This window comes from Kosakonia sp. S57, from assembly GCF_016516575.1.
Classification (GTDB): domain Bacteria; phylum Pseudomonadota; class Gammaproteobacteria; order Enterobacterales; family Enterobacteriaceae; genus Kosakonia; species Kosakonia cowanii.
In genome coordinates this window covers 1-18,647 of record NZ_JACVUL010000032.1, presented here as the reverse complement: position 1 = coordinate 18,647, position 18,647 = coordinate 1, and the positions used below count along the sequence as shown (strand labels likewise).

Genomic DNA, 18,647 nt, shown 5'->3' with positions numbered 1-18,647 from the left:
CTCGCCTTTGTATGGCTTAACGATATCGACCTGATGGTGCTGCAATATAGGAGAGTAGTGCAAACCCGAAAGCGCCGAAGCGAATGGGCTCAGAATAGTCGATATCGTAATTGATATGCAGAAAGCCTTTAAGGAACGAAGTGCCATGCACTGCAAGGCAAAACTGTATGGCAGCGATGCCAAAAACGAACAGGGTGTAAAAGATATGGAGAAACTGCGAATTTCTTGTATCTACAAATACTTTTCCAATCAGCAGGACGAAAAGCACCAGCAGTGACACGACGTAATATATAACTTCAGCAACCCATGTATTGGTATTGAAAATAACAATATCCTCTGCCATCGCCCCTTCTCCTTTGAAATGGTCATATCTTCCGTCTGGCAATAGCTCTTCCTCCCGCTACGCTCGAGCGGCAATTGTGCCATAAGGCATTTCCTGTGTGGAAATCAGAAGATTATGTAATAAAAAAAATGGGGAGATGAAACGGGCGCAACGCCCGTTTTTTGGCTATCAGGCGGTAATCGACACACTTTTGATTTGCGCATAGAGCCACTGGCCGGGTTTGATACTGAGTTCATCCCGCGCCCAGGGGCTGATGCGCGCCCACAGGGTTCTGCCACCGACATCCAGTTGCACTTCCACCTGCCCGTCGACATCGAAACACTGCACGATTTTGGCGCGCAGAATATTGCGGATGCTGGTATTCATCGGCGGCTGGAGCACCAGCGACACATCAGTGGCCTGAATGCGGATGCGCAGCGCGCTTTTAAGCGGCCGGTCGATCTTATTGACCCAGATATGCTGATCGCCCAGCGCCAGCGCGGTCATCGCGTAGTGCGGATGGTGTTCCAGCACCAGCACTCTCAGCACGCTGCTTTGCTGCTCCGGCGGCAGCCACGGGTTCATTACGCTGCTGCCCCACACATCTTCGAGGCTGCCAAAGGCTTTCACTTCGCCCGCTTCCAGCACCATCACTTTATCTGCCAGATGGAGGATCTCATCCAGCGAGTGGCTGACGTAGAGCATCGGGATATTGATCTCCTGCGCCAGCCGTTGCAGGTAGGGCAGCAGTTCGCGCTTGCGCGGAATATCCAGCGACGCCAGCGGTTCATCCAGCAGCATCAGTTCTGGCGCGGTCAATAACGCGCGGCCGATTGCCACGCGCTGCTTTTCACCGCCGGAGAGGCCACCAGGCAGCCGGTCGAGCAGCGGCTCAATGCCGAGCAGCGTTACCAGTTTGTCAAACTGCGCGGCCATCGATTTCGCCATGCCGTAGCGCAGATTGCCGCGCACGCTGTAGTGCGGAAAGAGGCGCGCATCCTGAAAGACATAGCCGACGCGGCGCTTTTCGGGCGGCAGGCACACTTTGCGTTCGGTATCGAACAGCACGCGGTCGTTAAGCACGATGCGGCCTTCTTGTGGCTGCGTCAGGCCGCCAATGGCGTTAATCAGTGAAGTTTTTCCCGCGCCCGAAACGCCAAAAATCGCGGTGATGCCGCTGGCAGGCAGCGTTTCGGCGATACGCAAGCGATGGGTGCCCAGCGTTTGGGTGAAATTAAGCTCCAGCATCGGTTATCTCCCCGTCCGTTCGCGGCTCACGCGCGCCAGCCATTCTGAAATCAGCAGGGAGATCAGCGCCAGAATAATCGAAATAATGCACAGGCGCGCGGCGGCGCTTTCGCCCCCCGGCATCTGAATTAAGGTGTACATGGCAGAGGGAATGGTGCGGGTTTCGCCCGGAATATTGGAGACGAAGGTAATGGTGGCACCAAACTCGCCGAGAGAGCGGGCAAAGGCCAGCACCGTGCCGACAATAATCCCCGGCAGAGTGAGCGGTAAGGTAATGGTGAAAAAGACGCGCCAGCGACCAGCCCCCAGTGTGCGGGCGGCCTGTTCCAGTTTGGTATCGACACTCTCCAGCGCGAGGCGAATGGCGCGCACCATCAGCGGGAATGACATTACCGCGGCGGCTAATACCGCACCGCGCCAGCTAAAGGCGAAAGTGATGCCAAACCAGTCATAGAGCCACTGACCGACGATGCCACGGCGGCCCATAGCGATCAGCAGCAGGTAACCGACCACCACCGGCGGCAGCACCAGCGGCAGATGCAGCACGCTGTCGAGCAGCGCTTTGCCTGGAAAAGTGCGGCGCACCAGCAGCCAGGCAAAGAAGATCCCAAAGGGCAAACTGAGTAATACCGCCAGGGAAGAGACTTTAAGGCTCAGCAGAACAGCCTGCCATTCAGGATCGGTCAATATCATTCGTGCGTTGTAAATCCGTAACGTTTAAAGATTTCAGAAGCCTGCGGGCCTTTCAGATAGTCATAAAACGCGCTCACGGTTGCATTTTTATGGCCATCGATAATCGCCAGCGGGTATTCCACTTTTTTGTGCGACGCTTCCGGGAAGGTACCCACCACTTTCACCCCTTTGCTGGCCACCGCGTCAGAGCCGTAGACAATGCCTAACGGCGCTTCGCTGCGCTCCACCAGCGCCAGCGCGCCGCGAACATCCTCCGCAGGTGCCAGTTTCGGCGAGAGGGTTTCCCAGGCGCCCAGTTTTTGCAACGCCTCTTTGGCGTAGATACCGGCCGGAACATGATCCGGATCGCCCACCGCCAGACGGCCGCCTTTCAGCAGGCTGTTCCAGTCGGTTTTCGCATCAATCTTGATCTCGCCCTGCGCGCTGCTTTTCGGCGCAACGACCACCAGGCTATTGCCGAGCAGGGTTTCACGGCTCGCAGTATCCACCGCTTTTTTCTCGACCGCGTAATCCATCCACTTCTGATCGGCCGAGATAAAGAGATCCGCTGGCGCGCCCGCTTCAATCTGGCGGGCAAGTGTAGAAGACGAGGCGAATGAGGAGACCACCTCAACCTGCTTCTCTTTTTTGTACGCGGCGGCAATATCCTGCATCGCGTTGGTCAGCGAGGCGGCGGCAAAGACGGTAATTTTACCCTCTTGCGCCACGGCCTGCCCTGCTACGACAAGTGTTAATGCTGCGCCAACCAGCAGACGTCGCCCTGTGTGTGCCATTTTTGACTCCTCTCATTTTCGTTATATAAAAAAAAACATAACGATAGTATCAGAGAATGGCAGCGGGCCGGAAATACCCATCAATAATTAAAACCTACCTAACTATATCGGCAGAAAGGGAAAAGATCTTGAATGGCAGAGAGCGAAACGCCCACAAAGTGGGCGTTTGGGAAGGGATTAGCGCGATGGGGTGGTGGTATCGCGGCGCTTTTCGCGGTGCCCAACGGCGGAAAAGACGTTAAACACTTCACCCAGGCCATAAATCAGGCCGAGGATAATCGCCATAACCACCGGCACCATAATCACGGCAAAAACCAGGCTTTTCAACAGCTCTAACATGGTCGTCTCCAGAAAGTGAGAATGCGGCATTCTAGCCTGAACATTATGTAAAACACTCGCCTTTTGTGCGATTGCCCGGCACTAGGCGCGTCGGCGCTTTTCCTTCACAATAGCCCTTTTGCGAGGGAAGTGCGTCATGCAGGCTGAAATTCTCCTTACTCTTAAACTCCAGCAGCGCCTCTTCGCCGACCCGCGGCGCATCGCTCTGCTTAAGCAGATTGAGCAAACCGGCTCCATCAGCCAGGGCGCGAAGAACGCCGGGATCAGCTACAAAAGCGCGTGGGACGCCATCAATGAGATGAACCAGCTCAGCGAGCAGACGCTGGTTGAGCGCGCCACCGGCGGTAAAGGCGGCGGCGGCGCGGTGGTCACCCGCTACGGGCAGCGTCTGATTCAGCTCTACGATCTGCTGGGGCAGATCCAGCAAAAAGCCTTTGATGTGCTGAGCGATGATGACGCCCTGCCGCTCGACAGCCTGCTGGCGGCCATCTCACGCTTCTCCCTGCAAACCAGCGCCCGTAACCAGTGGTTCGGCACCATTACCGCCCGCGACCACCAGCAGGTGCAGCAGCATGTCGAGGTGTTGCTGGCGGATGGGCAAACCCGCCTTAACGCGGCGGTCACGGCGCAAAGCGCTGAACGCTTAGGGCTGGAGGCGGGCAAAGAGGTGCTGGTGCTGCTAAAAGCGCCGTGGGTCAGCCTGACCTGCGATGCGCGGCTGGCGGCGCAGGCGGATAACCAGATAACCGGCGCGATTGCCCATATTGAGCAGGGCGAGGTGCAGAGTGAAGTGTTGATCGCCCTGCCGGATGGTCAGATGCTTTGCGCCACGGTGCCAAATGCGCAGGTGGAGGATATGCAGGAACAGCAGCAGGTGACGGCATATTTTAATGCCGATCGGGTGATTCTCGCCACGTTGTGCTGAGGGCATTGACAAGCCGGGCCATTGCACGTATCCCTGAGTTTCTGTGCTGCAAAACCTGGGATACATCATGTCGTCATTGCAAATTTCGCAAGGTACGTTTCGTCTTAGCGATACCCGCACGCTGCATCTTGAAAATCTCCGCCTGCAGGCCGGAGAGAGCTGGGCCTTTGTCGGAGCCAATGGCAGCGGCAAATCAGCGCTGGCTCGCGCGCTGGCGGGTGAGCTGACGCTGCTTAACGGCGAGCGCCAGTGCCACTTCACCCGCCTTACCCGCCTCTCCTTTGAACAGCTGCAAAAGCTGGTCAGCGAAGAGTGGCAGCGTAATAACACCGATATGCTCTCGCCGGGCGAAGAGGATACCGGGCGCACCACCGCCGATATTATCCAGGATGAGGTTAAAGACCCGTCGCGCTGCGCGGCGCTGGCGGCGCAGTTTGGCATTACCCATCTGCTTGAGCGGCGCTTTAAATACCTCTCGACCGGCGAAACCCGCAAAACTCTGCTCTGCCAGGCGCTGATGGCGCAGCCGGAGCTGCTTATTCTTGATGAGCCCTTTGACGGGCTGGATGTCGACTCTCGCCAGCAACTCGCCGAGTTGCTCGCCCGTCTGAATGGCGATGGCTACACGCTGGTGCTGGTGCTCAACCGCTTCGATGAGATCCCGGCCTTTGTGCAGCATGCGGGTGTGCTGGTGGATTGTGCGCTAACGGAGACCGGTGAGAAAGAGGCTCTGCTCCAGCAGGCGCTGATTGCGCAACTGGCGCATAGCGAACAGTTGAGCGGCATGGCGCTGCCGGAGCCGGACGCTGCGCCCGCTCGTGCCACGCTCGATCCCACCGCACCGCTGATTGTGCTCAACGACGGCGTGGTCTCCTATGATGACCGCCCAATCATTAATCACCTCTGCTGGCAGGTGAATCCGGGCGAGCACTGGCAGATCACCGGCCCGAACGGCGCGGGGAAATCGACGCTGCTAAGCCTGATTACCGGCGATCATCCGCAGGGCTACAGCAACGATTTAACCCTGTTTGGCCGCCGTCGCGGCAGCGGTGAGACCATCTGGGATATCAAAAAACATATTGGCTATGTCAGCAGCAGCCTGCATCTCGATTACCGCGTCAGCACCACGGTGCGCAATGTGATCCTCTCCGGCTATTTCGACTCGATTGGGATTTACCAGGCGGTCTCCGATAAGCAGCACAAGCTGGCGCAGCAGTGGCTCGATATTCTCGGCTTTGATGCCCGTACCGCCGACGCGCCGTTTCACAGCCTCTCCTGGGGGCAGCAGCGGCTGGCGCTAATTGTCCGCGCGCTGGTTAAACACCCGACGCTGCTGATCCTCGATGAGCCATTGCAGGGGCTGGATCCGCTCAACCGCCAGCTGGTGCGCCGCTTTATCGATGTGCTGATCGGCGAAGGTGAAACCCAGTTGCTGTTTGTCTCCCACCACGCTTCCGACGCGCCCGCCTGCATTACCCACCAGCTGGCGTTTATTGCCGACGGCGAGGGCTACCGCTACGCCTTAACACCACAATAATTGGGGGGCTGCTTCGCCTCCTGGCTGTGTGCTGTAATAACGCTCGCGCGTTTTCGCGTAAAAAAAATAATGATCGTTTACTGGCTTGCTGATGACGCCCCCGTTATCGGCGGCCAGTTTTTGTTATGGCAAGAAAAAAGCCCGCCGACGGACGACGGGTCAATATAAACGGGACCTTTATGACTCAATATCTCTCCCTCCCCCGCGCCCTTACGCTGGTCGCGGCGCTCTGCTTTGGTTTCAGCACGCTGAGTTTTGCCGAAGAGACGGCACCGGACGCGGCTTCCGCGAACGAAGCAAAAATTAACCAGGCCGTAGAAAACATGCAGCGCGTCAGCGTGTCTGGCCCGCATAAAGTCACGCTGGGTAACCAGGCGGTGCTGAATCTCCCGGAAGGTTTTACCTATATCCCGCCGCGGCAGGCAGCGGAATTTATGCGCGAGCTGGGTAACCACGTCGATGAGAGCGCCTTTTACGGGCTGGTGTTCAATGATGCCATCTCCGGGTTCGTCTCCATTGAGTATGACGATGCGGGTTACATCAAAGATGACGATGCCAAAGACTGGGACGCAGCCGAACTGCTGAGCAATCTGCAGGAGGGGACCAAGGAAGGCAACAAGTTGCGCAGCGAGAAAGGCATTCCGCCCATCGAAGTGGTCGGCTGGGTAGAGAAGCCAAGCTATGACGCCGCAACGCATCGCCTGATCTGGTCTGCTGCGATTCGCGATATCGGCAGTAACGTTCCGCTGAAAGAGCAAGGGGTGAACTACAACACCTACCTGCTCGGCCGTGAAGGGTATCTCTCGCTCAACCTGGTGACCGATCGCGGCACCGTGGAGCAGGAGAAGCCGCTGGCGAAAAACCTGCTTAACGCTGTGACCTTTAACGACGGCAAAAAGTACAGCGACTTCAACGCCTCGACTGACAAGATCGCCGAGTATGGCCTGGCAGCGCTGATTGGCGGCCTGGCGGCGAAAAAACTGGGTCTGCTGGCAATTATCGGCGTGACGCTGCTGAAGTTCTGGAAACTGGCGCTGATTGCGCTGGCGGGTGCAGGCATGGGCATCAAAAAGCTGCTGTTTCGCAAAAAAGACGACAAATCTAAAATTGTCGAATAAGCATGAAGCTGTTGTTTTTGCTGTTTAAAGGCGCAACCCTCGGCAAGCTGCTGCTTTCCGGGGGGACAATGCTGCTGTCGGTGGCAACCTATGCGCTGGCCTTCGGTTGGCCCTACGCCACCGGCTTCGTGGTGCTGCTCTTTTGCCATGAGTTGGGTCACTATCTTGCGGCTCGCCAGCGTAACTTGCCGGTGGGTCTGCCGATGTTTATCCCTTTTGTCGGTGCCTGGGTGGCGCTGAAAGAGGAGTTTCCGGATGCGGAAACGGAGGCCTGGGTCGGTATAGCCGGCCCCCTGCTCGGCTCGCTTGCCGCGCTGGGCTGCTACTATCTGGCGGAGTACTTCGACAGTTCGATGTTGATGGCGGTGGCTTACGCCGGCTTTTTCCTCAACCTCTTTAACCTCATCCCGGTTCCGCCGCTGGATGGCGGGCGCATTACCGTCGCCATTTCACGCAAGATTTGGTATCTCGGCATCCCGCTGCTGCTCGGTTTCTTTTACCTGCATCCCAGCCCGCTGCTGCTGATTGTCTGCCTGCTGGCGGCTTCGCAAATCTGGGCAAGGCGCAAAGAAACGCCCAATTTAACCGCACTCAACCCTGGCAAACGTCTGGAATATACCCTTTTGTACTTTGGGCTGATTGCCTGGCTCTCCCTGATGACCTATAACCTCCACGGGGCGCTGGCCAGCTTTCGCTGACTTTCCCTGCGTCGCTGCAGCGCAGTGACGTCATTTTCAGACTAATCACACTCGTCGGCGCAGCCCGGTAAATACGCGGCTGTCCCGGCGTTGATGCGGCATTGCGGGCGGTTGAAAAATCAGTGTAAACGATTCCACTATTTTATCCCATGTCACACTTTTTACCGCTCTGTTATGCTAAGGTTAATTCATATCAAATGCTTGATGGAGTCAAATATGCGAGTTCTGGTTACTGGTGGTAGCGGTTACATAGGAAGCCACACCTGCGTGCAACTGCTGCAAAACGGTCATGACGTTATCATCCTCGACAACCTCTGCAACAGTAAGCGCAGCGTGCTTAACCAGATTGAGCGCTTTGGCGGTAAACGGGCGCTCTTCGTTGAGGGCGATATTCGCGATGAAGCACTGCTGGCCGAGATCCTGCACGATCACGCCATCGAAGCGGTGATCCACTTTGCCGGGCTGAAGGCCGTCGGCGAATCCGTTGCCAAACCGCTGGAGTATTATGACAACAACGTCAACGGCACGCTGCGCCTGATTAATGCTATGCGCGCCGCCAACGTGAAGAATTTTATCTTTAGCTCCTCGGCAACCGTTTATGGCGACCAGCCGAAAATCCCTTATGCCGAAAGCTTCCCGACCGGCACCCCGCAAAGCCCGTATGGCAAAAGCAAACTGATGGTTGAGCAGATCCTCACCGACCTGCAGAAAGCGCAGCCGGAGTGGAGCATCGCGCTGCTGCGCTACTTCAACCCGGTAGGCGCGCATCCGTCAGGTGAGATGGGTGAAGATCCGCAGGGGATTCCAAACAACCTGATGCCCTATATCGCGCAAGTGGCGGTGGGCCGCCGCGAATCGCTGGCGGTGTTCGGCAATGACTACCCGACAGAAGATGGCACCGGCGTGCGCGACTATATCCACGTGATGGATCTGGCCGACGGTCACGTTGCCGCCATGCAGCAGCTGGCAGGCAAACCGGGCGTGCATATTTATAACCTCGGCGCTGGCGTCGGCAGCAGCGTGCTTGATGTGATTAACGCCTTCAGCAAAGCCTGCGGCAAACAGATTGCCTGGCACTTCGCGCCGCGCCGCGACGGCGATCTCCCGGCTTACTGGGCGGATGCTACTAAAGCCGATAAAGAGCTGAACTGGCGCGTAACACGCACCCTTGATGAAATGGCAGAAGATACCTGGCGCTGGCAGTCACGCCATCCGCAGGGCTATCCCGATTAACAGGAGTGGTAATGTCGCAATTTAACCCGGTCGATCACCCGCATCGCCGCTACAATCCGCTGACGGATCAGTGGATTCTGGTCTCTCCGCACCGTGCGAAACGCCCCTGGCAAGGGGCGCAGGAGACGCCGTCTAAACAGACGCTGCCTGCCCACGATCCGGACTGTTTCCTCTGTCCGGGCAATACCCGTGTCACCGGGGATAAAAACCCCGACTACACCAGCACCTATGTCTTTACCAACGACTTTGCGGCGCTGATGACCGACACGCCGGATGCGCCAGAGAGTAACGACCCGCTGATGCGCAGCCAGAGCGCGCGCGGCACCAGCCGGGTTATCTGCTTCTCGCCGGATCACAGCAAAACGCTGCCGGAGCTGAGCGTGGCGGCACTGGAAGAGGTGGTAAAAACCTGGCAGCAGCAGACCGCTGAGCTGGGTAAAACCTATCCGTGGATCCAGGTGTTTGAGAACAAAGGCGCGGCGATGGGCTGCTCCAACCCGCATCCGCACGGACAGGTATGGGCCAACAGCTTCCTGCCGAATGAAGCCGAGCGCGAAGATCGCCTGCAAAAAGCCTACTTTGCCGAACACCACTCGCCGATGCTGCTCGATTATGTACAGCGCGAGCTGAAAGATGGCAGCCGCACGGTAGTTGAAACTGAGCACTGGCTGGCGGTAGTGCCTTACTGGGCCGCCTGGCCGTTTGAAACGCTGCTGCTGCCAAAAGCCGCCGTTCAGCGCATTACCGGGTTAACCGACGCGCAGCGCAGCGATCTTGCGCTGGCACTGAAAAAACTGACCAGCCGCTACGACAACCTGTTCCAGTGCTCATTCCCCTACTCAATGGGCTGGCACGGCGCGCCGTTTAATAGCGAAGATAACGCCCACTGGCAGCTGCATGCGCACTTCTATCCGCCGCTGCTGCGCTCCGCCACGGTGCGTAAATTTATGGTCGGCTACGAGATGCTCGGCGAAACCCAGCGCGATCTCACGGCAGAACAAGCGGCCGAACGCCTGCGCGCGGTCAGTGATATCCATTTTCGCGAATCCGGAGAATAACAATGAGCCTGAAAGAGACAACAGACGCGCTGTTTGCTGAGACATTCGGCTACCCTGCCACCCACACCATCCAGGCCCCGGGCCGCGTCAACCTGATTGGCGAACATACCGATTACAACGACGGCTTTGTGCTGCCCTGCGCCATCGATTACCAGACGGTAATCAGCTGCAAAGCACGCGACGACCGCACCGTGCGCGTGGTCGCGGCCGACTACGACAACCAGCGCGATGAGTTTTCGCTGGATGCGCCGATTGTGGCCCACGACAGCCAGCAGTGGTCCAACTATGTGCGCGGCGTGGTGAAACATCTGCAACAGCGCGATGCCAGCTTTGGCGGCGCGGATCTGGTGATTAGCGGCAATGTGCCGCAGGGCGCGGGCTTAAGCTCGTCTGCCTCGCTGGAAGTGGCGGTCGGTACCGTCTTCCAGCAGCTTTACCATCTGCCGCTGGACGGGGCGCAGATCGCGCTCAACGGCCAGGAAGCGGAGAACCAGTTTGTTGGTTGTAACTGCGGCATTATGGATCAGCTGATCTCTGCGCTTGGCAAGAAAGGCAGTGCGCTGCTGATCGACTGCCGCTCGCTCGGCACCAAAGCGGTTTCCATGCCCGAAGGCGTGGCAATTGTCATTATTAACAGCAACTTCAAACGTACGCTGGTGGGCAGCGAATACAACACCCGCCGCCAGCAGTGCGAAACCGGCGCGCGCTTCTTCCAGCAAAAAGCGCTGCGTGATGTCAGCCTCGATCAGTTCAACGCTGTGGCGAATGAGCTGGATCCGCTGGTCGCGAAACGTGTACGCCATGTGCTGACCGAAAACGCCCGCACCGTGGAAGCAGCCGCCGCGCTGGAGAAAGGCGATCTGCAACGCATGGGCGAGCTGATGGCGGAATCCCACGCCTCTATGCGCGACGATTTCGAGATCACCGTGCCGCAAATCGATACGCTGGTAGAGATCGTCAAAGCGACCATCGGTGATAAAGGCGGCGTGCGCATGACCGGCGGCGGCTTTGGCGGCTGCGTCGTTGCGCTGGTGCCGGAAGCGCTGGTACCGGAAGTGAAACAGGCGGTTGAGAGCCAGTACGAAGCGAAAACCGGCATCAAAGAGACCTTCTACGTGTGTAAACCTTCTCAGGGGGCAGGACAGTGCTAAATGAAACGCCTGCGGTAGCACCCGATGGGCTGCCGGTACGACTGATCACCCTGCGCAACGGCGCGGGGATGGTGGTGAGCTTAATGGACTGGGGCGCGACGCTGCTCTCTGCGCGCGTACCGATGAAAGATGGCAGCGTACGCGAAGCCCTGCTCGGCTGCGCGACGCCGGAGCACTACTGGGAGCAGACCGCCTATCTCGGTGCGTCTATTGGCCGGTATGCGAACCGGATTGCCAAAAGCCGCTTTACCCTTGATGGCGAGACCTGGTCCCTGACCCCAAGCCAGGGCGAAAACCAGTTGCATGGCGGCCCGGAAGGGTTTGATAAACGCCGGTGGCGCATTGAGCGCCAGAACGACAGCGAAGTGCTCTTCTCCCTCACCTCGCCGGATGGCGATCAGGGCTATCCGGGCACGGTCAACGCCACGGCGCACTTCCGTCTTGGTGATGATAACCGCATTACGATTGAGTACCGTGCGACCACCGACAAGCCCTGCCCGGTCAACCTGACCAATCACGCCTATTTCAACCTTGATGGCGCGCAGGGCGATGTCCGCAACCATACGTTGCAGCTGCTGGCCGATGCCTATCTGCCGGTGGATGAGATGGGTATTCCGACCGGCGATCTGAAAAAGGTGGCGCTGACCAGTTTTGATTTCCGTACGCCAAAAACCGTGGCGGAAGAGTTCCTCAGCGATGAGGATCAGCGCGTGGTGAAGGGGTACGATCACGCCTTTTTACTGCAGGCACAGGGCGATGTGACTACGCCTGCGGCGCACCTGTGGTCGACAGATAAGCAGCTGCAGATGTCGGTCTACACCAGCGCGCCTGCGCTGCAGTTCTACTCCGGTAACTACCTGGAAGGGACACCTGCGCGCGGCGGGAAAACCTACAGCGCGTGGCAGGGCCTGGCGCTGGAGAGCGAGTTTTTACCCGACAGCCCGAACCGCCCAGACTTCCCGCAGCCGGATTGTACGCTGCAGCCTGGCGACGAATATGTCAGCCGGACGGAGTATCACTTTATTCCGCTCTGAGCATGAGCCCTCCTGCGGGAGGGCTTTTTTTTGCCCTTTTTGCTGAAATATGCGCCACTTATCCTCAAAACAATAACCCTCGATTCACAAGCAGCTTACACTCTGCGCCTATTTTCGCTATGGTTAAGGGTAATCGTTGCCGGGCAGTGCGCTTCGGCAATACAATGAGAATCGTTATCATTAAATCAGGCTCACAGGAGTAAGTGTATGGCTGTTACTAAGCTGGTTCTGGTTCGTCATGGCGAAAGCCAGTGGAACAACGAAAACCGCTTCACCGGTTGGTACGATGTTGATCTGTCAGAGAAAGGCGTTGGCGAAGCGAAAGCGGCAGGCAAACTGCTGAAAGCTGAAGGCTACGCGTTTGATTTTGCTTATACCTCTGTGCTGAAACGTGCCATCCACACGCTGTGGAACGTTCTGGACGAACTGGATCAGGCATGGTTGCCGGTTGAGAAGAGCTGGAAACTGAACGAACGTCACTACGGTGCGCTGCAGGGTCTGAACAAAGCAGAAACCGCTGAGAAATATGGCGACGATCAGGTTAAACAGTGGCGTCGCGGCTTCGCCGTTACCCCGCCGGCGCTGACCAAAGATGATGAGCGTTTCCCGGGCCACGATCCGCGCTACGCGAAACTGACCGAACAAGAGCTGCCGCTGACCGAAAGCCTGGCGCTGACCATCGATCGCGTGATCCCTTACTGGAATGAAACCATTCTGCCGCGTCTGAAAAGCGGTGAGCGCGTGATCATTGCCGCACACGGTAACTCCCTGCGTGCGCTGGTGAAATACCTCGACAACATGAGCGAAGAAGCGATCCTCGAACTGAACATTCCGACCGGCGTACCGCTGGTGTATGAGTTCGACGAAAACTTCAAACCGATTAAGCACTACTATCTGGGTAACGCGGATGAGATCGCCGCGAAAGCTGCTGCGGTAGCAAACCAGGGTAAAGCGAAGTAATAAAAAAAGCCGGACACGTTGATGCCCGGCTTTTGATTTTCAAGCCCGGTACGCTTCGCGCTGCCGGGCTTTTTGCTGCGTAAAATTGCCGGATGGCGGCTGCGCCTTATCCGGCCTACATCGAAACCGCTGAAACCGCGTAGGCCGGATAAGCATTTACGCGCCATCCGGCATTCGGTAATCAAGCCGCTGAAACCGCGCAGGCCGGATAAGCGTTTACGCGCCATCCGGCATTCGGTAATCAAGCCGCTGAAACCGCGTAGGCCGGATAAGCGCTTGCGCGCCATCCGGCATTAACCCCGCAGCTCAATTGCCGTATGGCGGCTACGCCTTATCCGGCCTACAAACAGCGCCTTGTTAACCGCGGCGTGCTTTAACGGCTTGCGCTAACTGGCGCAGCACCGCGTCGGTATCTTCCCAGCCGATACAGGCATCGGTCACGCTTTTGCCGTAAACCAGTGCATCGCCGCTCTCAAGGCTTTGGTTGCCTTCCACCAGGTGGCTCTCAATCATCACGCCCATAATCGCCTTGTCACCGCCCGCGATCTGCTGGCAAACATCGGTGCTAACCTCCATCTGCTTTTTAAACTGCTTACTGGAGTTCGCATGGCTGAAATCAATCATCACCTGCGCCGGTAAGCCCGCTTTTTCCAGCCCTGCTTTCACCTCGGCGACATGCTTCGCGCTGTAGTTCGGCTCTTTGCCGCCGCGCAGAATAATGTGGCAATCGCCGTTGCCCGCCGTGTTGACGATGGCGGAGTGACCCCATTTGGTCACAGAGAGGAAGCAGTGCGGTGCGCCTGCGGCGTTGATGGCGTCAATCGCCACTTTGATGGTGCCGTCGGTGCCGTTCTTAAAACCAACCGGGCACGAGAGGCCGGAGGCAAGCTCACGATGCACCTGGGATTCGGTGGTGCGCGCGCCAATCGCGCCCCAGCTCATTAAATCCGCCATATATTGCGGGGTGATCATATCGAGGAACTCACCTGCCGCAGGCAGCCCGCTGTCGTTGATCTCCAGCAGCAGTTTGCGCGCAATGCGCAGGCCGTCATTAATGCGGAAGCTGTTATCCATATGCGGATCGTTAATCAGCCCCTTCCAGCCAACGGTGGTGCGCGGTTTTTCGAAATAGACGCGCATCACGATTTCCAGTTCGCCCTTCAGTTCGTCACGCAGTGCCAGCAGGCGCGAAGCATACTCTTTTGCCGCCACGGGATCGTGAATGGAACAGGGGCCGATAACCACTAACAGGCGGTCGTCGTTGCCACGCAGGATTTGATGAATTGCCCGGCGCGCCTGGGAGACCGTTCTGGCAGCGGTTTCGGTAGCGGGGAATTTTTCAAGCAGCGCGACAGGAGGGAGTAACTCATTGATCTCTTTGATGCGTAAATCGTCGTTCTGATAAGTCATGATCTTTCCAGTGTGAACATGTTTTTTAGAAGAAAAGCAATCTGACCAATCTATCTCGCTCGCGCCGTAGTGTAAACGCGAACTTACACTACGCCCGGATAATTCCTGGAATCCAGCGAAAGTGGTGGGAAAAGTAGCAAGTCGCCACATCCGGACTACACTTTTTAACTGTAAATACCTTGGTTTTACATTTTTTCGTTATTCCATGCTGCTACTTATGGCACGTATGGCATCTTTCACCACTGAGCGTGCGATGGGTTCGCGCATATTCTGCCGGCGTCCCGCGCGGCATTAGACGACCAGCACAGGAGCATCATGATGAAAATGAATAAATTAGCGACGCTTTTACTGACCACCACACTGACTCTGGCAGGCGGCGCGGCATATGCGGCGGACGCATCCTCTTCCAGCTCCAGCAACGGCGATGCTAACGCAGCAGCGAAGGCTGGCCAGGTTGCACCTGACGCGAAAGAGAACATTGCGCCAGGCAACGTTGATAACAGCAATATCAATACCAGCAACACCAATACCAACTCCACCTCTACGCAGAAGCACCACAAATCTGGCCATATGAGCAAAGAGGAAGTGCACAAAAACACCATGTGTAAAGATGGTCGTTGCCCGGACGTGAATAAAAAAGTTGAAACCGGTAGCGGCGACAACAGCAAAGTGAACACCAAAACTGATGGCACCACCCAATAAGGCGTGATGCTGAAGTGAAGAGGGAGAGCTGATGCTCTCCTTTTTTTATTCCTTAAAACTCAAAATCTGCAATGATGTAGGCGTTTTCTCAACGGTCAAAAGGATAGATCCCATCATGGCGCACGATCACTCGCATGGCTCATCGGATGCCAATGCCCGCCGTCTGCTACTGGCCTTTACGGTCACCGCTGTTTTTATGGTTATTGAGGTGGTGGGCGGGATTATTTCCGGCTCGCTGGCGCTGCTGGCCGACGCCGGGCATATGCTCACGGATGCCGCCGCCCTGCTCTTCGCTCTGCTGGCAGTGTGGTTTGCCCGCCAGCCGCCGAGCGCCAAACGCACCTTCGGCTGGCTACGTCTAACGACGCTTGCCGCTTTTATTAACGCCCTCGCGCTGGTGCTGATAACAATCTGGATTGTCTGGGAAGCGATCCTGCGCTTTAGCCACCCACAGCCGGTCGCCGGGATGACGATGATGGCGATTGCTATCGCTGGCCTTGTGGCCAACCTGCTCTCCTTCTGGCTGCTGCATCGCGGTAGCGAAGAGAAGAACCTTAACGTGCGCGCTGCTGCGCTGCATGTGTTGGGCGATCTGCTTGGCTCCGTTGGCGCCATTGTCGCGGCGGTGGTGATTATGGTGACCAACTGGACGCCCATCGACCCGATTCTGTCGGTGCTGGTTTCTGCGCTGGTGCTGAAGAGCGCGTGGCGCTTGATGAAGGAGAGCGTCAATGAACTGCTGGAGGGGGTTCCCGCTTCGCTGGATATCGGTGCGTTACAACGCCATTTGCGCCGAGCGATTCCGGAAATCCGCGATGTGCACCATGTGCACGTCTGGCAGGTGGGTGAAAAACCGCTGATGACGCTGCATGTGCAGGTGATCCCGCCGCGCGATCACGATAAATTGCTCGGCGAGATCCACCACTTCCTGGCGCACCATTATGAGATTGCTCATGCCACAGTGCAGATGGAGTATCAGCCCTGTAGCGGCTCAGACTGCCGTCTGGGCGACGTTACGGCCGATCCCCATCACGGACATCATCATTAATGTGAAAGCGCGCGAGAGCCACGCTCACGCGCGCTGTTAATCCACATCCGGCTGCCGTTGAGGGCAATAAAGGTGAGGATCATATACTCCAGCGACATCGCCCACACGCCCTGACGTGCAAAAATCACCACGCTTATCACGTTGATAATGACCCACAGCAGCCAGTTTTCGACATATTTGCGCGTCATCAGAATCATCGCCACGATAGAGAGCACCATCATGCAGGAGTCCCAGAATGGGAAAGCATCAGGCTGGAGCGTTGGCATCGCCACGTTCAGCCCGACGGCCTGCATGATGTTGACGGCGATACGCGTCAGGAAGGCGAAGACCGGGTTGATAAACAGCGTCATCAGACCAATCGCCACCACGCAGGCGGCAAGCCAGCCGAGGGCTTTGCTGCGCGGCAACCAGCGTATTTGCAGCTCGGCCTCATTCTGCGAGGTCTGGCGCGACCAGGCATACCAGCCATAGATATTGGCGGCGAAGAAGAAGAGTTGCAGCAGCAGGCTGGCGTAGAGCTGGATCTGGAAGAAGATGATGGCGAAGAGCGTGACGTTAATCAGACCAAAGGCGTAATTGCTGATTTTCTCAAGGCTGGCGAGCCAGATACAGAGTAAACCCGCCAGCGTGCCTGCGGCTTCAATCCATGAAAGGTCATATCCCCCGGCACCGATCGGAATGTGCACGAGGATGTTTTGCGTACTAAAAAAGTCCATTCTTTCCCCAGAGCGTAGTGTTACGCATTGATGTCTATGAAAACGTTAAGGTCGAAGTGTAGCCGCAAAATCGAGCATGCGGTTAAGCGGCAGCAGCGCGCGTTCGCGCAGGCTGGCCTCCACTTCTATCTCATGCGCCGTTCCGCCCTGCTCCAGCCCGTCGGCAATGGCTTTCAGACCGTTCATCGCCATCCACGGGCAGTGAGCGCAGCTGCGGCACGTCGCCCCTTCGCCAGCCGTTGGCGCCTCGATCAGCGCTTTATGCGGCACGGCCTGCTGCATTTTATAGAAGATCCCGCGGTCGGTGGCGACAATCAGTTGCGAGTGAGGCAGCGTTTTTGCGGCCTGGATCAACTGGCTGGTCGAACCGACCGCATCGGCTAACTCTACCACCGCTTGTGGCGATTCAGGATGCACCAGTATTGCGGCGTCCGGATAGAGCGCCTTCATGCGCCGCAGCGCCTGGGTTTTGAATTCATCATGGACGATGCACGCCCCCTGCCAGCAAAGTACGTCCGCGCCCGTTTGTTTCTGGACGTAATTGCCGAGATGACGATCCGGTGCCCAGATAATTTTTTCGCCGAGGCTATCGAGGTGCTCAATCAACTCGACCGCAATGCTTGAAGTGACCACCCAGTCGGCGCGGGCTTTTACCGCCGCCGAGGTGTTGGCATAAACCACCACGGTGCGATCCGGATGTGCGTCGCAGAAAGCGTTGAACGGCTCGATGGGGCAACCGAGATCGAGCGAGCATTCGGCCTCAAGCGTCGGCATCACGATCGTTTTTTCCGGGCTGAGGATTTTCGCCGTTTCCCCCATAAAACGCACGCCGGCGACCAGCAGCGTCGAGGCAGGATGACGGGCGCCAAAGCGCGCCATCTCCAGCGAGTCGGAGATGCAGCCGCCGGTCTCTTCCGCCAGTTGCTGGATCTCCGGGTCGGTGTAGTAGTGGGCGACCATCACCGCATCATGCTCTTTCAGCAAGCGTTTGATTTTATCGCGGTAAAAGGCTTTTTCCGCAGGTTTCAGCGGCGCGGGTTTGGCAGGAAAGGGATAGATTGCGGCTTCAGGATCAAACATTACGCTCATGATGCTCACTCGTTTTGCGTGCTTAACATGATAACCCCAACAGCGGCCTGATATGGATTATTAAGCAGCTGGCGTTTTATATACTAAACAAGATACCCGATCGCAGAGATATTGTCGCGGTGAATTTATTCGCAGTGGGAAATGGATAATGTAGATAATTGCCTGCTGGCGCTGCGCTTAGCAGGCCTGGGAAAACCAGATGCGGAGAGATGTTGTAGGCCGGATAAGGCGTAGCCGCCATCCGGCACGAAGAGCGCACGGATTTTTCAAATCGCAGATAGCAAAAAAGCGCCGCAAGCGCCATTTTTACATTGGTGGGTCGTGCAGGATGACTCGCTTCGCTCGCCCTTCGGGCCGTCGCCGCAAGCGGCTCCGTTGGCTCACTACGTTCGCCCCGAACCTGCCGCAGGTATATTCGTCTCATCCTGAGACTCACCCTAAGGGCCAACGCTTCGCGTTGTTCAAAATTGTTCCCGACAATTTTGTCGAATCTTTGAAACCGGCAGATAGCAAAAAAGCGCCTTTAGGGCGCTTTTTTACATTGGTGGGTCGTGCAGGATTCGAACCTGCGACCAATTGATTAAAAGTCAACT

Annotated in this window: 19 protein-coding genes and 1 other RNA gene; 11 read left to right on the top strand and 9 right to left on the bottom strand. The window is 57.1% G+C overall.

Features of this window, described 5'->3' with window-relative positions:
• Positions 1-16: 16 nt before the first annotated feature.
• The 5 genes from IAE48_RS22655 to IAE48_RS22635 form a co-directional block, all read right to left on the bottom strand.
• Positions 17-343, bottom strand: coding sequence for a hypothetical protein (locus IAE48_RS22655; RefSeq protein WP_200135665.1), 327 nt, complete (start codon positions 341-343; stop codon positions 17-19).
• Positions 344-511: 168 nt separating this feature from the next.
• Positions 512-1,570, bottom strand: a complete 1,059-nt coding sequence (modC, locus tag IAE48_RS22650) for a molybdenum ABC transporter ATP-binding protein ModC (RefSeq protein ID WP_200135664.1) — start codon at positions 1,568-1,570, stop codon at positions 512-514.
• A 3-nt stretch (positions 1,571-1,573) separates the two neighbouring features.
• Positions 1,574-2,263: a molybdate ABC transporter permease subunit gene (modB, locus tag IAE48_RS22645; protein ID WP_200135663.1), complete on the bottom strand. Its 690-nt coding sequence runs from the start codon at positions 2,261-2,263 to the stop codon at positions 1,574-1,576.
• Complete coding sequence (gene modA / locus IAE48_RS22640; RefSeq protein WP_200135662.1) at positions 2,260-3,036, bottom strand: molybdate ABC transporter substrate-binding protein; 777 nt, start codon at positions 3,034-3,036, stop codon at positions 2,260-2,262. Before modA ends, modB begins: the two co-directional genes overlap by 4 nt.
• A 177-nt stretch (positions 3,037-3,213) precedes the next feature.
• Positions 3,214-3,375, bottom strand: coding sequence for an AcrZ family multidrug efflux pump-associated protein (locus IAE48_RS22635; protein ID WP_023479529.1), 162 nt, complete (start codon positions 3,373-3,375; stop codon positions 3,214-3,216).
• 136 nt (positions 3,376-3,511) lie between these two features.
• On the opposite strand from IAE48_RS22635, the gene modE reads away from it, so the two are divergent.
• From modE to gpmA, 9 genes are all read left to right on the top strand, one after another.
• Positions 3,512-4,300 (top strand): molybdenum-dependent transcriptional regulator, encoded by a 789-nt coding sequence (gene modE / locus IAE48_RS22630; protein ID WP_200135661.1) that lies wholly within the window; start codon positions 3,512-3,514, stop codon positions 4,298-4,300.
• 67 nt (positions 4,301-4,367) lie between these two features.
• Positions 4,368-5,837 carry a molybdate ABC transporter ATP-binding protein ModF gene (modF, locus tag IAE48_RS22625; protein ID WP_200135660.1) on the top strand — a complete coding sequence of 490 codons (1,470 nt, stop codon included), beginning with the start codon at positions 4,368-4,370 and terminating at the stop codon, positions 5,835-5,837.
• A gap of 179 nt (positions 5,838-6,016) precedes the next feature.
• Complete coding sequence (locus tag IAE48_RS22620) at positions 6,017-6,955, top strand: DUF2167 domain-containing protein (RefSeq protein WP_200135659.1); 939 nt, start codon at positions 6,017-6,019, stop codon at positions 6,953-6,955.
• A 2-nt stretch (positions 6,956-6,957) separates the two neighbouring features.
• Complete coding sequence (locus tag IAE48_RS22615) at positions 6,958-7,653, top strand: site-2 protease family protein (RefSeq protein WP_233631714.1); 696 nt, start codon at positions 6,958-6,960, stop codon at positions 7,651-7,653.
• A 216-nt stretch (positions 7,654-7,869) separates the two neighbouring features.
• Complete coding sequence (gene galE, locus IAE48_RS22610; protein ID WP_200135658.1) at positions 7,870-8,886, top strand: UDP-glucose 4-epimerase GalE; 1,017 nt, start codon at positions 7,870-7,872, stop codon at positions 8,884-8,886.
• A gap of 11 nt (positions 8,887-8,897) precedes the next feature.
• Positions 8,898-9,944, top strand: coding sequence for a galactose-1-phosphate uridylyltransferase (gene galT / locus IAE48_RS22605; RefSeq protein ID WP_200135657.1), 1,047 nt, complete (start codon positions 8,898-8,900; stop codon positions 9,942-9,944).
• 2 nt (positions 9,945-9,946) lie between these two features.
• Positions 9,947-11,095 carry a galactokinase gene (gene galK / locus IAE48_RS22600; protein ID WP_200135656.1) on the top strand — a complete coding sequence of 383 codons (1,149 nt, stop codon included), beginning with the start codon at positions 9,947-9,949 and terminating at the stop codon, positions 11,093-11,095.
• A complete protein-coding gene (galM, locus tag IAE48_RS22595) occupies positions 11,089-12,129 on the top strand; it encodes a galactose-1-epimerase (protein WP_200135655.1) in 1,041 nt (346 codons plus the stop codon). Before galK ends, galM begins: the two co-directional genes overlap by 7 nt.
• A 207-nt stretch (positions 12,130-12,336) precedes the next feature.
• A complete protein-coding gene (gene gpmA, locus IAE48_RS22590) occupies positions 12,337-13,089 on the top strand; it encodes a 2,3-diphosphoglycerate-dependent phosphoglycerate mutase (protein WP_023479514.1) in 753 nt (250 codons plus the stop codon).
• Positions 13,090-13,446: 357 nt separating this feature from the next.
• Here gpmA and aroG read toward each other — a convergent pair whose 3' ends face one another.
• The gene (aroG, locus tag IAE48_RS22585) at positions 13,447-14,499 is read right to left on the bottom strand and encodes a 3-deoxy-7-phosphoheptulonate synthase AroG (RefSeq protein ID WP_200135654.1); all 1,053 of its coding nucleotides are present in this window, start codon (positions 14,497-14,499) and stop codon (positions 13,447-13,449) included.
• A 318-nt stretch (positions 14,500-14,817) separates the two neighbouring features.
• On the opposite strand from aroG, the gene IAE48_RS22580 reads away from it, so the two are divergent.
• Together IAE48_RS22580 and zitB are read left to right on the top strand one after the other, a co-directional pair.
• A complete protein-coding gene (locus tag IAE48_RS22580; RefSeq protein WP_042714499.1) occupies positions 14,818-15,201 on the top strand; it encodes a YbgS-like family protein in 384 nt (127 codons plus the stop codon).
• Positions 15,202-15,316: 115 nt separating this feature from the next.
• Complete coding sequence (gene zitB, locus IAE48_RS22575; protein WP_034812825.1) at positions 15,317-16,249, top strand: CDF family zinc transporter ZitB; 933 nt, start codon at positions 15,317-15,319, stop codon at positions 16,247-16,249.
• Here zitB and pnuC read toward each other — a convergent pair.
• From pnuC to IAE48_RS22560, 3 genes are all read right to left on the bottom strand, one after another.
• Positions 16,246-16,965 carry a nicotinamide riboside transporter PnuC gene (gene pnuC / locus IAE48_RS22570; RefSeq protein WP_076769566.1) on the bottom strand — a complete coding sequence of 240 codons (720 nt, stop codon included), beginning with the start codon at positions 16,963-16,965 and terminating at the stop codon, positions 16,246-16,248. The genes zitB and pnuC overlap by 4 nt on opposite strands.
• A 45-nt stretch (positions 16,966-17,010) precedes the next feature.
• On the bottom strand, positions 17,011-18,054 hold the full coding sequence (nadA, locus tag IAE48_RS22565) for a quinolinate synthase NadA (protein ID WP_200135653.1): 1,044 nt from the start codon (positions 18,052-18,054) through the stop codon (positions 17,011-17,013).
• Between the two features lie 312 nt (positions 18,055-18,366).
• A non-coding RNA gene (locus IAE48_RS22560) (RtT sRNA) lies at positions 18,367-18,502 on the bottom strand.
• Positions 18,503-18,647 lie beyond the last annotated feature (145 nt).

Excerpts from the sequence above, each read along its gene's own strand:
- galT (WP_200135657.1), top strand. The coding sequence starts at position 8,898 with ATGTCGCAATTTAACCCGGTCGATCACCCGCATCGCCGCTACAATCCG.
- nadA (WP_200135653.1), bottom strand. The coding sequence starts at position 18,054 with ATGAGCGTAATGTTTGATCCTGAAGCCGCAATCTATCCCTTTCCTGCC.
- IAE48_RS22655 (WP_200135665.1), bottom strand. The coding sequence starts at position 343 with ATGGCAGAGGATATTGTTATTTTCAATACCAATACATGGGTTGCTGAA.
- IAE48_RS22620 (WP_200135659.1), top strand. The coding sequence starts at position 6,017 with ATGACTCAATATCTCTCCCTCCCCCGCGCCCTTACGCTGGTCGCGGCG.
- gpmA (WP_023479514.1), top strand. The coding sequence starts at position 12,337 with ATGGCTGTTACTAAGCTGGTTCTGGTTCGTCATGGCGAAAGCCAGTGG.
- modC (WP_200135664.1), bottom strand. The coding sequence starts at position 1,570 with ATGCTGGAGCTTAATTTCACCCAAACGCTGGGCACCCATCGCTTGCGT.
- IAE48_RS22580 (WP_042714499.1), top strand. The coding sequence starts at position 14,818 with ATGAAAATGAATAAATTAGCGACGCTTTTACTGACCACCACACTGACT.
- IAE48_RS22615 (WP_233631714.1), top strand. The coding sequence starts at position 6,958 with ATGAAGCTGTTGTTTTTGCTGTTTAAAGGCGCAACCCTCGGCAAGCTG.
- aroG (WP_200135654.1), bottom strand. The coding sequence starts at position 14,499 with ATGACTTATCAGAACGACGATTTACGCATCAAAGAGATCAATGAGTTA.
- modB (WP_200135663.1), bottom strand. The coding sequence starts at position 2,263 with ATGATATTGACCGATCCTGAATGGCAGGCTGTTCTGCTGAGCCTTAAA.
- modE (WP_200135661.1), top strand. The coding sequence starts at position 3,512 with ATGCAGGCTGAAATTCTCCTTACTCTTAAACTCCAGCAGCGCCTCTTC.
- galE (WP_200135658.1), top strand. The coding sequence starts at position 7,870 with ATGCGAGTTCTGGTTACTGGTGGTAGCGGTTACATAGGAAGCCACACC.
- pnuC (WP_076769566.1), bottom strand. The coding sequence starts at position 16,965 with ATGGACTTTTTTAGTACGCAAAACATCCTCGTGCACATTCCGATCGGT.
- IAE48_RS22635 (WP_023479529.1), bottom strand. The coding sequence starts at position 3,375 with ATGTTAGAGCTGTTGAAAAGCCTGGTTTTTGCCGTGATTATGGTGCCG.
- modF (WP_200135660.1), top strand. The coding sequence starts at position 4,368 with ATGTCGTCATTGCAAATTTCGCAAGGTACGTTTCGTCTTAGCGATACC.
- modA (WP_200135662.1), bottom strand. The coding sequence starts at position 3,036 with ATGGCACACACAGGGCGACGTCTGCTGGTTGGCGCAGCATTAACACTT.
- zitB (WP_034812825.1), top strand. The coding sequence starts at position 15,317 with ATGGCGCACGATCACTCGCATGGCTCATCGGATGCCAATGCCCGCCGT.
- galK (WP_200135656.1), top strand. The coding sequence starts at position 9,947 with ATGAGCCTGAAAGAGACAACAGACGCGCTGTTTGCTGAGACATTCGGC.